The following is a 12091-nucleotide window of genomic DNA, read 5'->3' as shown; positions in this document are numbered from 1 at the left end:
CAACAGAAACCGTGATCACTTTCGATAATGTGAACAAGCGTTACGCATCGGGGCAGGATGCCCTGGTGCGAGTCAGCCTGGAAATCCCCCGTGGCGACATGGTTTTCCTCACCGGCCATTCCGGTGCGGGTAAAAGTACTTTATTGCGACTGCTGACGGCGATTGAACGCCCCACTAAAGGCAGTATTCTTGTCGCCGGACAGAATCTCAACCGCCTGCGCAATGGCCAGATTCCCTACTATCGCCGCAATCTGGGGATCGTCTTCCAGAATCACCAGCTGCTGTTCGATCGCAGTGTTTTTGACAACATTGCCCTGCCCTTATCGGTGGCCGGTTGCAACAAGCGCGAGGTGGGGCGCAGGGTGCGCGCGGCGCTGGATAAGGTCGGCTTACTGCACAAGGAAAATCAGAACCCCATTGTGCTATCCGGCGGTGAACAGCAACGGGTTGGGATTGCCCGCGCAGTCGTTAACAAACCCGCGATATTGGTTGCCGATGAGCCCACCGGCAACCTGGACCCAACACTCTCTCAGGAAATCATGCAGTTATTCGCCGACTTTAACGCAGTGGGAGTTACGGTGCTTGTGGCGAGCCACGACTTGGAACTGATTGCACGGATGCGCCGACGGGTATTGACCCTACAGGCTGGCCAACTGATATACGACGGAGTTCCGAGCCGTGAAGTACACCCAAGCTAAAGCGCAACGGCAGGCCAACCCTGCCGCCGACAAGCGTGTGCGCAGCACCGGCGCTGTTGTTGCACAAACAGGGCTGGGCGATCGATGGAATAGCTGGTTGGGGCATCACCGTGAGATGGCCGCCGACTCTGTCAGTCGATTTTTTAGCGCACCCATGGCCAGTGCAATGACGGCGCTGGTGATTGCTATTGCCCTGGCCCTGCCGGCGGCATTGCAATTGGGGCTGTTGAATTTCCAGCGCGCGGTGGCCGGTTGGGATGGGCAGCCGCAAATTTCTGTTTTTCTGCACAAAGATGCGAGACAGGCTGCAGTTAATTCCCTGGCCGACAAATTGCGCAGTGACCCCGCTATCGCGGAGGTCACTTATGTCTCCCCGGAAGATGCCCTGGCAGAGTTTGAACAGGCCTCGGGGCTTGGGGATGTATTGGTTGGTCTGGATGCCAATCCCCTGCCGGCAGTGCTGTTGCTGCGGCCAAGGGATGCGAAGGACGGCGATAAGCTGCAGGCTTTGGTGGAGAACCTGAGAGCCCAGGCACTGACGGATTCAGTGGTCTTGGATCTCGCCTGGGTCCAGCGCCTAGCCCAGATCACCGAACTGGGACAGCGTCTCTCCGCAGGTCTAGCCCTGTTATTGGCGCTGGGAGTGGTATTGGTGGTGATCAATACCATACGACTGCATATCGAAAGTCGCCGGGAGGAGATTCTGGTAGTAAAGCTCGTCGGCGGCACTAACGCGTTTGTGCGGCGGCCGTTCCTTTACAGTGGCATTTGCTATGGACTATTTGGCGGGCTGTTGGCGTGGCTGTTGCTGGCAGGTGGTGTGGCTATGTTGTCTGGGCCAGTTGAGAGTCTGTCATCAAGTTATGGCAGCAGCTTTGAATTGAGAGGGCCGGGAGCCAGTTACTTCTTTCAATTAACGCTGGGGGCCTCCTCGCTGGGCCTGTTAGGGGCCTGGCTTGCGGTAGCGCGACACACTCGCAAGATAGAACCCCGCTGACCAGTGAGTCTGATCAAGAAGGGTAAAGTGTTCTGACAAAGGGAACCTGAGGCGTAAAAAGCCCCTCTAATCCCGCGAAATACAACAGAATACGGTAGTTGTTGGCGGGCTTTCTTATCTGCCCGTGCAAGTGCTACACTGAGTCCAGCTTGTCGCCGGATACAGTATCCGCCGGCAGCGGCCGGTAGGATCGGCCGACTAATAATGACAGGAGAGACCTGAATGGGAACCAGCCTACAGCCAGTGCATACGCTGTCTCCGGGCGCCAACCTGGGAGCTTATATCCAGACCGTCAGCGGTTTTGACGTACTGACCGCTGAACAGGAAAAGCACCTGGCAGAAGACCTCTATTACCGCGAAAATCTCGATGCTGCACGCCAGCTGGTCATGTCACACCTGCGCTTTGTAGTGCATATCGCCAAATCTTATTCCGGCTATGGGCTCAATGAAGCCGACCTGATTCAGGAAGGTAATGTCGGTTTGATGAAGGCCGTCAAACGCTTCAACCCCGAAAAGGGAGTGCGCCTGGTATCCTTTGCGGTACATTGGATTAAAGCTGAAATCCACGAATTTATTCTGCGCAACTGGCGTATTGTCAAAATTGCCACCACCAAGGCGCAGCGCAAATTATTCTTCAATCTGCGCGGTCAGAAGAAAAAACTCGCCTGGTTGACCAATGCTGAAGCTAAAGCAGTCGCCAAAGACCTGAATGTAGATGTCACCCAGGTCCATGAAATGGAAGGCCGCCTGGCTGCACATGATGCAGCTTTTGATGCGGGCGTCGATGACGATGACGATACTGCTTGGCAGGCACCGGCTCACTACCTGGAAGACCGCAGTTTTGATCCGGCTGCTCAGCTTGAGCGGGATAACTGGCAGGAAACCAACTTGACCAGCCTGGCCAGTGCCATGGCACAACTGGATGATCGCAGCCGCGATATTATTCAGGCCCGCTGGCTCAGTGAGGAGAAATCCACATTGCATGAGTTGGCTGATAAGTACGGTGTTTCCGCTGAGCGAATTCGCCAGCTGGAAAAAAATGCCATGAAAAAAGTGCGTGTTGCTATGGAAGCCTAAATCGGCGTTCTGGTACACGGGTAGAAAACCGCGCAGTAGCGCGGTTTTTTTTGTCCCGCCTGTTACAGACATACCTGTCACTACTGGGTAAAACAAAAAGGGAAGGTAATGGCAAAACTCTATCTGCTGTTGTGTGCACTCTTTGGCGCCAGTGGCGTGGCTCTGGGGGCGTTTGGGGCTCACGGCCTGCGCGGTAAGGTGGCAGAGAACCTGTTAGAGGCCTATAAAACCGGAGTCCAGTACCAGATGATCCATGTCCTGGCGCTGTTTGGTGTGGTTCTACTAATGCAAAATTGGGGAAACCGTTTATCGCTGACCCTGAGCGGTGCTCTTTTTACTCTCGGCATTATCTTCTTCTCCGGCAGTCTCTATGCCCTGGCACTAGGAGGCCCCCGATGGTTAGGTCCAATCACCCCTCTCGGCGGGTTGATGATGATTGCCGGTTGGGTAGTCCTGTTTTTTGCCGCATTTAATTTCTCTAAGTAGCCACTTTTACTGGGCTTACACTCTGATACCGAGCCCGAACAGAACATCAAGATATAAACCGTTTCGCATAAGAGGTCGCGAACAATGCAAGACGAATCTGCGGAAGATTTTCCCTACCGCACAGAATTTAAGAAGAAATCTATCCGCAGCTATGTGATTCGCGCGGGGCGAATGACAGAGGGGCAGCGCAATGCCTTTGACAATTATTGGGGGCAGTATGGGCTCTCCCTATTTGATGGGCCTCTGGATCGCCAACAGGTCTTTGGCCGCGAGGCGGCGCCACTGGCGTTAGAGATCGGTTTCGGTATGGGGGATTCCCTGCTGGCCATGGCTGAAGCCGAGCCAGATAAGGATTTTATTGGTATTGAAGTACACCCACCGGGCGTTGGCCGGTTGATCAATAATGTCGGCAAGGCAGGTATCAGAAACCTGCGTGTTTATATGGCCGATGCGGTCGATGTCCTAAATGATTGTATTGCCGATGGAAGCCTGGATCGTTTCCAGCTGTACTTCCCTGACCCCTGGCACAAGAAGAAGCACCACAAGCGCCGGATAGTGCAGCCGGAATTTGTTCGCCTGATTTGCAGCAAGTTAAAAACTGGCGGTCTTGTGCATATGGCGACAGATTGGGAAAATTACGCCGAGCATATGCTGGAAGTATTGCAGGGGGAAAACCTGTTAGAAAATACCTCCAGTGATGGTGATTACGTTGCCCGGCCAGAGTGGCGCCCAGAGACCAAGTTTGAACGTCGGGGGCAGAGATTGGGACACGGTGTTTGGGACCTGGTATACAGCCGGTTGCCAGGTGAGGCTCAGCCGCTTAGCACTTCAGACGATGATACTCATCCCGCAGAAGAGTCAAAGGGCGAATAACTCATACTGACGTCGACGATGTCCATTGGTGCTATAGCAGCACCAATGGACAACAATAAGCCAAGGCCCCAGTTAAAAAACTGTATTCCAGTTTTTCCTGGCAGCTTCACAGCGGCGTTTGTCCTCAAAAACATTCAGGTTACGGATGGTGTTGTCGTCGTAATTCATCCAGTCTGACAACTCGATTGTGCTTTGTTTACCTGCGTAGTAACGCATGCGGAAACGGCGAATATATTGATTGGGTATTGCCATAAATGCCGCTTCACGCCTCTGGGGAACTGAGGCAACTTCCACACACTGGTGGTTTCTTTTATCGATTTCATAGATGAAGCCAGTAACCGCTAAATCTCCATCATCTGTATCGTGTATGTAGTGAAACTTGACGGGGCAATAGACCTTGTCGTGCCAGGCAAAATCCACCACTTTCTGTAAATTGGTCGTCGTTGAAATAACCTGCTTGGAAGCACCAGTGCCCAGGTGGGGATCAAATCGGCCGTTTTGATTCATCCAAGGGAAGACCCCCCCGGCTTGACGCAACACCTGTGGAGAGCGGGTGTCACCCCGATAGAGGAGTGTGGTGACGGTGTGAAGATTAAACCCGCTGTGGCTAAAGCGATAGTTAAAGAGTGAAAAGGGTACATCTATTTGATTCTCGATATAGGATATCGCTCACCTCTCAGAGTTGAAGGCCTTACTGGCTTGGCGGTACCAGCAGTAGGCGCCATCCAGCAGAGCTAAGATTGCGTTCTTGCGGCGCGATATTCCCTTTGGGTTCAGTTGCTTGGTGGGATTGGAGGGATCAAAGCCAGTAAGCCAGGCATACAGGTTTTCTACCAGGGTTTTGGCTACGCGCGTAATTCCCCCATAGTCATCTGACTGAGTTTGTAGTGCCTGGACAACTAGTTGATCAATCCGGGTTAACCCGTCATTACTGCGCTTGTGGTGTCAACTGCTTTGGCTACTGGAATTATTTTGAAACTCATGCGCGTACTCGCGGATGCTTTTGGGTACATAGCAGGTGGTTTGTATATTCTCCGGATGAACTAAGTTCCTTACATAGCTATCAATATTGGGCGCCAGCACGGGTTATCTCTTCTGTCTTTATTACTATTCTTTCCTTTTAGCAGTCTATGATTCTAATACCGCTGTGAAAGTGTAATTAAAAAACAAATTCAACGATAAATTCAGGAAAAGCCACGAAAATAAAATCGATAGAATTTTAATTTCTTGAAGTTGATGTTAATAAAAATTGGGGGGCTGATTAGAAAAGGAATTTCGGTGTTTCTGATGAGAAAGCGTCGCGCTCTGCTTTCAATGTTTATTGGTCTTTTGCCTTTCTCAATATTTATCGGTTATGAAGCCCGAGCCGACTTTGTTGGAACCTTGAACCTCTATGTCAATGGCGGTAAGCACTGGTTTGATGGCGACCGTCTACAAGGCACACCATTTCGCGGTTTTGAAATGCGGAACACTTCAGGTGTCGGTGCTGGCTTTGGTTTCAATATGACGAATCACTGGGCGATGGAGGGAGTGGTTGATTATTTCGTTGTGAGTGTTGCAGATACCCCTGAGAAGGTAGATGTATATAACTACCGCTTAGATTTGCTGTATCAGTTTGGTGGGCAGTTCTGCGGTAACTTTTGTTGGCAACCTTATGTCGCATTCGGCCTGGGCGAATTACGTATAAATTACGATCGGCGCTACCGCAAAAAACACTGGCATCCGGATGACCCAGATTATACTTACGACCCTGATAATCCTTACGACCCATATTATCCCTACCCTTGGGATTGCCGTAAGAAGTTCTATGTTCCTGAAGATCGCCCAGACGGCCACTATTACCCCTATCCGCCCTACCACTGCGATTGGCACGACCGGCAAACTATGGTGAATGCGGGAATAGGGATTAAATATCACCTTGGTCCACGCTGGCAGGCTCGGGCAGATTTTCGGGTTTTCCAAGGGGTCGAAGAGGGAGGTGTTGATGGCTTCGCCAGTTTGGCGGTTGGCTATCAATGGCTTGAATATCCGGATTTTTGGTATGACGAAGATGCGGATGGCATTATCGATGCCACTGATCAATGCCCGCAAACCCCTGTGGGAATTGATGTGCAGCTAGATGGCTGCCCGTTGGATACGGACTTTGATGGGGTGCCCAGTTATATAGATCAATGTCCAAATACACCGATTGGTATTGCGGTGGATGAATACGGTTGTATTCGTTAAAGGGTAAACGAACCGAGTTTTTCAGTGGGCGGCCGAAAAGCTCTACCGCCCACCTGAATGCTTTATGTTGGGTGGTACTCCATAAAGTTACTCGCTGCGAATATCCTCCAACGTTTCAGAAATCTCCAGCCAGTCCATTTCCAGTTCTTCCATTAACTCCTGCTGCTCCGATTGCTGCCTGTTAAGTCGTGCTATTTCTTCCTGCTGGCCGCCACTGTAAAGTGCCTCATCGGCAAGTTTTTCCTGTACCGCAGCCAATGCCTTTTCTGCCGCAGCCATCTGTCGCTCTATATTCTTGAGCTTGTTGGTCAGGGGCTTCAGTTGCTCGCGCAGTGCGGCGGCGGCGCGTCTTTGGGTTTTCTTATCCTCTGGGGCTTTTTCTTCAGAGCCAGAAACCGTAGAAGACTTTTCCTCCTTGCGTTTCTTATCCCGGTTAAAACCGAGCAGCCACTGTTTGTAGTCGTCCAGATCGCCACTATAGGGTTCGGCCCGGCCATCGGCTACCAGGATAAATTCGTCGGCGGTATTGGCCAGTAAGTGGCGATCGTGGGAAACCAATATGACGGCGCCGGGAAATTCTGCCAATGCCAGGGTCAGGGCGTGGCGCATTTCCAAATCCAAGTGGTTTGTCGGCTCGTCGAGAAGTAACAGGTTGGGCTTTTGCCAGGCCAGCAGCGCCAGGGCCAAGCGGGCTTTTTCGCCCCCGGAGAAGCCGCCTACTATTTCGAATACCCGGTCGCCGATAAAACCGTAGCCGCCGAGAAAATCCCGAAGTGATTGTTCCGAGGCATCCGGGCTCAATCTTTGCAGGTGCAGTAAGGGTGAGCCGTTACTGTCCAGTGCCTCCAGTTGGTGCTGGGCAAAATAGCCGATGGCCAGATGCTCGCCACATTGACGTTCCCCGCTGAGGGGCGCCAGTGTGCCGGCCAGGGTTTTGATCAGGGAGGATTTGCCCGCACCATTTGGCCCGAGCAAGCCGATACGGCGCCCCGGTTGAATGCCCAGCTGGACATCCTTCACCACCACCCTGTCGGTATAGCCGATATCTGCCTCGCGCAGGTCGATTAACGGATTAGAGGTTTTATCTGAGGACGGCAAAGTAAAGTGAAAGGGAGAGTCCACATGGGCCGGGGCTATCAGAGCCATTCGGTCCAGGGCTTTCAGACGGCTCTGTGCCTGCTTGGCCTTGCTCGCCTTGGCGCGAAAGCGTCGCACAAAATCTTCCATATGCGCGCGTTCAGCCTGCTGCTTTTCAAACTGTATTTGTTGCTGGGCCAGGCGCTCGGCACGGGCGCGCTCGAAGGCACTGTAGTTGCCACTGTACAAGACCAGTTTTTGCTGTTCAAAGCTGACAATGCCGTCGACTACCGCATCCAAGAAATCCCGGTCGTGGGAAATAATCAGCAGGGTGCCGGGAAAGCGTTGCAGCCACTGCTCCAGCCAAAGGGTGGCATCCAGGTCCAAGTGGTTGGTGGGCTCATCCAATAACATAAGATCTGCAGGGCACATCAGAGCGCGGCCGAGGTTGAGACGAATACGCCAGCCACCGGAAAAGCTGCGCACGGGGCGCTGTTGTTCTGCATGGGAGAAGCCCAGTCCATCGAGGAGCTGTGCGGCGCGTGCTGGGCCACTGTAGCCGTCGATGCTGGCCATGCGCTCGTGCAGCTCCGCCAGCTTGTGACCGTCGGTATTACTGCTGGCCTCGGCTTCCGCCAGTTGCTTTTGTAAAAGACGTAGCTCGCTATCGCCGTCCAAAACGTAATCCAGGGCCGACTGCTCGCTGGCTTCTACCTCCTGGGCCATATGGGAGATACGCCAGGTACTGGGCAGGTCGACCCGCCCGGCGTCGGTCTCCAGCTGACCGAGTAATAATTTGAACAGAGTTGACTTGCCACAGCCGTTGGCACCGATAATTCCCACTTTGTGGCCGGGGAAGATTCTGCAATCTGCGCTGTCCAGTAGGTCGCGCTCACCACGGTGCAGGGAAACCCCTTGTAAATTGATCACTGGAAAAACCTCTTATGAACAGGCCGATGAATGCTAGGCTATTGAACAGACCCGGACTCCACAGAGACTGGGGTACTATGCCGATCAGCAAAGGGTCGGGATTCTAACGTGACAAATACTTCACCTCCATCTTCCCCCAAGGAAAACCCCCTCTGGCAGTTCAGCTTGGACTTTTATGCCTATCAGGATGTCGAGCAATTCCTGCTCGACTGCCAGGACAGAAATGGCGCTGATGTGTGTCTTCTGTTGTGGGCGAGTTATACAACCGTTTGTGGCAAGGAGATCAGTGAGGAGGGTTGGAGAGTTGCAGATCGAGGAATTGCACCGCGCAGGCGAATGATTAGCAGTGTGAGACACCTGCGTCGTTGGCTGGGGCGTTTGCGTCCCCATACTCAAAGGGCTTATGCACTGTGTAAACGCTATGAGTTGAAACTGGAACAAATGCAGTTGGCTGCCCTATGGAAAATTTATGCTGAGGACTGGCCGGGGGATCGCTCTGCGCTGGAGCTTGCATCCCAGCAGTATGGCTTGTTGCAAAAAGATCAGGCCCGTTGGGTGGGCCTGATCGAAAACTACTTGGCTCACAGGGGGGCAGCAGGCTAAGCCGCTGCCATACGTACTGGACTTGCTGTACTTTTCTGATGTCGCCAGTTATACAGTCGTGAAAAGCACAAGGTTCAATTAGCGAAAACCAAGTTGTCAGTATTACAGCGGGATCGGTTGTTCCGAGCCCCGCTGCCTGGGACTATTCGCCGCTAGGTTGCTCCGAAGAAAACAGGCTGTTTGCGGGAGTACTGGGAGTAATCGTCGCTGCAGCAGGCGGAGTTTCCACCGGCTTTTGCTGCTTGGCCTGGGCCACTGCTTTTGAATCGTCGTTGGGTTTTTGGGTGGCCTCAGGCTTAGTGGCCTCAATCTTCGGAGCTTCTGCTTTTGGTTTTACAGCTGCTACTGCAGGCTTGGCTTCTGCGTTGGGCTTGCTGGCCGCTGGCTTCTTGGCTGCAGCGGTTTTAGCTGGAGCTTTTTTTGCCGGGGTTTTCTTTTCAGCGCTAGCAGCCTTCTTCGTAGGAGCTTTCTTTGCGGGGGTTTTCTTCTCTGCTGAGGAAGCCTTCTTAGCAGGTGCTTTCTTTACAGTTTTGGCGGCAGTGGCGGTTTTTGCCGGCGCCTTCTTGGCACTGGTTCTCTTTTCAGTGGATTTTTTTACTGCGGTCTTTTTTGTGGTTTTTGCAGCACTTGCGGCACTCGCTTTAGTGCGGCTCTTGGCTGCGGTGGTCTTAGCAGTTGCCGCTTTCTTGGTGCTGGCCGCTTTACGGGGTTTCGGTTTGGTTTTGTTTAAGAGCTTTTCTGCTTTCATCCCAGCCTTGCGTACTGTCTCGGCAGCCTTCAACTCGGCCTTTGCCTGAGTCTCGGCACTCTTTGCTTCGGCGTGTATAGCCTTGGCTTGCTGGAGAGCTTCGTTGTGTTTTTCTACATTGGCTTTGGCCGTTTCAACACGTTTCTTGGTTGCAGCTGTCTTTCGTGCCTTGGCTGCAGTTCTAGCGTCTACAAGCTTGGCTTTAGCTTTGGCCAATTTATCTTTTGCAGAGGTTAGTGCTTTTCCGGCTTTTAAAACACTTTTGCCGGTATCGGTAACTTTCTTGTTGCGGGCTTTGTCCAGCTTGATGGTTAGCTTGGAAATTTGTGCTTCCAGTTCTGCGACCGGATTGACAGCTCTTTGTTTGGCAGCCATGAGTAAATGTCCTGACGTTTATTATCAATTGGAACATCCGGACAGTGTACGGATCAGATCTATATGAAAACGACATATTTAAATCGGGGATCTGAACACTGTAAATTGTTCCAAAACTGAAAAGCACATCAAACAGTCCGGAACAATAACCGGCGACGGGTCGATAATAGCGCTGTTTTTAAAAAAAATGTATGCCGTAAGCAGTGAAAACAGTGCTGTACTGATATTTTTTTCTCGCTTGTCTCTGGAACCTTGTGGGGGAATGTGGTGTCCTGCACAGTGTGCGCGTCATCGGTATGCACTTGCAGTCGCCTTGGGTTAGACTTGAGCGGACTGGCGGAAAAGGTGCGCCTGGAGGCTAAGGCCGTAATCAGGATTACTTGAGAAGCCGCCGCAGGCATTGACCCAGGGTCAAGCGCGAATCATTCAACGCAATACGGACAAAGAGACAACACCCATGAATAAATACCCTTTGGCTGCAGCAATTGCCCTTGGCCTGGCGCTGACCGGCTGTAACGAACAGGGATCTAAGCAGGAAAAAGAAGTTTCCCTGGACACCCAGGAGAAGAAGGTCAGCTACATCATTGCCGAAGATATGGCTAAGCGCCTTGAGGCTCAAGATGTGAAGCTGGATCCTCAAGTGGTGTTGATGGCTCTCAACGATGTTTCCAGCGGTCGTGAATCCCGTTTGTCTGATGAAGAAAAGCAGCAAACTATTGCCGCCTTCCAGGAGCAAATGCAGAAGAAACAGCAGGAGATGCTGGCCGAGCAGGAAAAAGAGTTTAAAGAGACCGCTGACAAAAATCTGCAGGAAGGTAAAACTTTCCTCGAAGAGAACGCCAAGAAAGAAGGCGTTATTACTACAGACTCTGGCCTGCAGTACAAAGTGATTACTGAAGGTTCCGGCACTAAGCCCAGTGAAAACAGCACTGTTGAGGTGGACTACAAAGGTACCCTGATCAATGGTGAAGAATTTGATAGTTCCTACGCCCGTGGGGAGCCGGTTCAGTTCCCGGTTAATGGTGTTATCAAGGGTTGGACCGAAGCGTTGCAACTGATGAAAGAAGGTTCCAAGTGGGAGCTTTACATTCCTTCCGAGCTGGCATATGGCCCGGGTGGTGCAGGCGGTAAGATCGGTCCTAACGCAACGTTGATTTTTGAAGTGGAGCTGCATAAAGCTAATGTTGGCAAGGAAGATGGCGCCGAGAAAAAAGAAGAGAAAAAAGAAGAGCCCAAAAGTGAGTAATTAAATTTACTCTTTTGGATTCAATAAAGGCGCCCAATGGGCGCCTTTATTTTTCAGGGTGAAAAATCAACAGCAAAAATATTCGATTAAAGGCGCTGGCTTCCCATCGCCTTTATAGTGATGAATTCAGTTTTTTAGACCAGCTGGTTTTTATGGGCCGTGTGCAAAAGTGCGATCATTCGATCTTCGGAACTAAAGCGGGTTTCCAATGCTTCCCCCAGCTGTGACAAATCCGGATTCAGGCTGGATAGATCGTCGGTTTCCTGGTACTTATCATTGAAATCGACTGCGACATCAGTGGTCACATCAATATCCCGATAGAGTTCCCGCGCCTGTTGCAGCCCCTGCTTATCGTCAAAAGCCTGGCCTTCCAGTATCAGCTGTTCGTATACCTCAAAGTGTCCTGCAGAGACGTAGTCTACGAGTAACTGGCAAAGATGACGCACACCGTTCTCGGTCTCCGAGTCACCTTCGTTAAACTCTTTTTTTTCTGATAGATGGTAGTAACTCACCAGCAGGATTTGTCGGGACTGTAGCCAGCGGTCAATGATTTCACTGACGCCACCCCAGCGCTCGCGCGCAGATTTACAATTTTCCAGCATCTCCAGGAATCCTTTGGTTACTGTTGCCGTGATAGCCAGCTTTATTGCTGATCCAGAAGGCCCTAAGAAGATAGGAGATTCCCCCGCCGACGGCAAGGTGCAGAGTGTGATCTACGCCATAATACAACGATGCTTGCGGCGATCTCTTGTGGA

At 51.8% G+C, this 12091-nt stretch carries 12 protein-coding genes; 8 read left to right on the top strand and 4 right to left on the bottom strand.

Translation table 11 applies throughout. From position 1 onward, the window contains the following. Positions 1 to 11 precede the first annotated feature (11 nt). The 5 genes from ftsE to trmB all read left to right on the top strand — a co-directional run bounded on the left by ftsE (position 12) and on the right by trmB (position 4131). Positions 12 to 698 carry a cell division ATP-binding protein FtsE gene (gene ftsE, locus BTJ40_RS21560; RefSeq protein ID WP_108735013.1) on the top strand — a complete coding sequence of 229 codons (687 nt, stop codon included), beginning with the start codon at positions 12 to 14 and terminating at the stop codon, positions 696 to 698. Next, entirely contained in the window at positions 679 to 1695 is a 1017-nt protein-coding gene (gene ftsX, locus BTJ40_RS21555) for a permease-like cell division protein FtsX (RefSeq protein ID WP_108735012.1), read from the top strand. Before ftsE ends, ftsX begins: the two co-directional genes overlap by 20 nt. 222 nt (positions 1696 to 1917) lie before the next feature. Further along, on the top strand, positions 1918 to 2772 hold the full coding sequence (gene rpoH, locus BTJ40_RS21550; protein WP_108735011.1) for an RNA polymerase sigma factor RpoH: 855 nt from the start codon (positions 1918 to 1920) through the stop codon (positions 2770 to 2772). Between the two features lie 108 nt (positions 2773 to 2880). After that, the gene (locus tag BTJ40_RS21545) at positions 2881 to 3258 is read left to right on the top strand and encodes a DUF423 domain-containing protein (protein ID WP_108735010.1); all 378 of its coding nucleotides are present in this window, start codon (positions 2881 to 2883) and stop codon (positions 3256 to 3258) included. 84 nt (positions 3259 to 3342) lie between these two features. Next, positions 3343 to 4131 (top strand): tRNA (guanosine(46)-N7)-methyltransferase TrmB, encoded by a 789-nt coding sequence (gene trmB, locus BTJ40_RS21540; RefSeq protein WP_108735009.1) that lies wholly within the window; start codon positions 3343 to 3345, stop codon positions 4129 to 4131. A gap of 72 nt (positions 4132 to 4203) precedes the next feature. On the opposite strand, the gene BTJ40_RS21535 is transcribed toward trmB, so the two are convergent. After that, positions 4204 to 4638, bottom strand: coding sequence for a hypothetical protein (locus tag BTJ40_RS21535; protein ID WP_108735008.1), 435 nt, complete (start codon positions 4636 to 4638; stop codon positions 4204 to 4206). A 780-nt stretch (positions 4639 to 5418) separates the two neighbouring features. On the opposite strand from BTJ40_RS21535, the gene BTJ40_RS21530 reads away from it, so the two are divergent. Next, on the top strand, positions 5419 to 6357 hold the full coding sequence (locus BTJ40_RS21530; protein WP_108735388.1) for a thrombospondin type 3 repeat-containing protein: 939 nt from the start codon (positions 5419 to 5421) through the stop codon (positions 6355 to 6357). An 87-nt stretch (positions 6358 to 6444) separates the two neighbouring features. Here BTJ40_RS21530 and BTJ40_RS21525 read toward each other — a convergent pair whose 3' ends face one another. Next, positions 6445 to 8364: an ATP-binding cassette domain-containing protein gene (locus BTJ40_RS21525; RefSeq protein WP_108735007.1), complete on the bottom strand. Its 1920-nt coding sequence runs from the start codon at positions 8362 to 8364 to the stop codon at positions 6445 to 6447. A 108-nt stretch (positions 8365 to 8472) separates the two neighbouring features. On the opposite strand from BTJ40_RS21525, the gene BTJ40_RS21520 reads away from it, so the two are divergent. After that, positions 8473 to 8967, top strand: a complete 495-nt coding sequence (locus tag BTJ40_RS21520; protein WP_108735006.1) for a TIGR02444 family protein — start codon at positions 8473 to 8475, stop codon at positions 8965 to 8967. 142 nt (positions 8968 to 9109) lie between these two features. Here the strand turns inward: BTJ40_RS21520 and BTJ40_RS21515 are convergent, their stop codons facing one another. Next, positions 9110 to 10090: a histidine kinase gene (locus BTJ40_RS21515; protein WP_108735005.1), complete on the bottom strand. Its 981-nt coding sequence runs from the start codon at positions 10088 to 10090 to the stop codon at positions 9110 to 9112. 457 nt (positions 10091 to 10547) lie between these two features. Between BTJ40_RS21515 and BTJ40_RS21510 the strand changes: the two genes are divergently transcribed. Further along, complete coding sequence (locus BTJ40_RS21510) at positions 10548 to 11336, top strand: FKBP-type peptidyl-prolyl cis-trans isomerase (protein WP_108735004.1); 789 nt, start codon at positions 10548 to 10550, stop codon at positions 11334 to 11336. 134 nt (positions 11337 to 11470) lie between these two features. Here the strand turns inward: BTJ40_RS21510 and rsd are convergent, their stop codons facing one another. Next, positions 11471 to 11938, bottom strand: a complete 468-nt coding sequence (gene rsd, locus BTJ40_RS21505) for a sigma D regulator (RefSeq protein ID WP_108735003.1) — start codon at positions 11936 to 11938, stop codon at positions 11471 to 11473. Between the last annotated feature and the right edge of the window lie 153 nt (positions 11939 to 12091).

It is taken from the genome of Microbulbifer sp. A4B17 (assembly GCF_003076275.1).
In the GTDB taxonomy this organism is placed as follows: Bacteria; Pseudomonadota; Gammaproteobacteria; order Pseudomonadales; family Cellvibrionaceae; genus Microbulbifer.
Note: the sequence above shows the minus strand (reverse complement) of the source record. Positions and strands in the feature narration are given on the sequence as shown.

Bases quoted from the DNA above. Each gene is read 5' to 3' on its own strand.
- BTJ40_RS21510 (WP_108735004.1), top strand. From the start codon at position 10,548: ATGAATAAATACCCTTTGGCTGCAGCAATTGCCCTTGGCCTGGCGCTG.
- BTJ40_RS21545 (WP_108735010.1), top strand. From the start codon at position 2,881: ATGGCAAAACTCTATCTGCTGTTGTGTGCACTCTTTGGCGCCAGTGGC.
- rpoH (WP_108735011.1), top strand. From the start codon at position 1,918: ATGGGAACCAGCCTACAGCCAGTGCATACGCTGTCTCCGGGCGCCAAC.
- BTJ40_RS21530 (WP_108735388.1), top strand. From the start codon at position 5,419: ATGAGAAAGCGTCGCGCTCTGCTTTCAATGTTTATTGGTCTTTTGCCT.
- BTJ40_RS21515 (WP_108735005.1), bottom strand. From the start codon at position 10,090: ATGGCTGCCAAACAAAGAGCTGTCAATCCGGTCGCAGAACTGGAAGCA.
- BTJ40_RS21535 (WP_108735008.1), bottom strand. From the start codon at position 4,638: ATGAATCAAAACGGCCGATTTGATCCCCACCTGGGCACTGGTGCTTCC.
- rsd (WP_108735003.1), bottom strand. From the start codon at position 11,938: ATGCTGGAAAATTGTAAATCTGCGCGCGAGCGCTGGGGTGGCGTCAGT.
- trmB (WP_108735009.1), top strand. From the start codon at position 3,343: ATGCAAGACGAATCTGCGGAAGATTTTCCCTACCGCACAGAATTTAAG.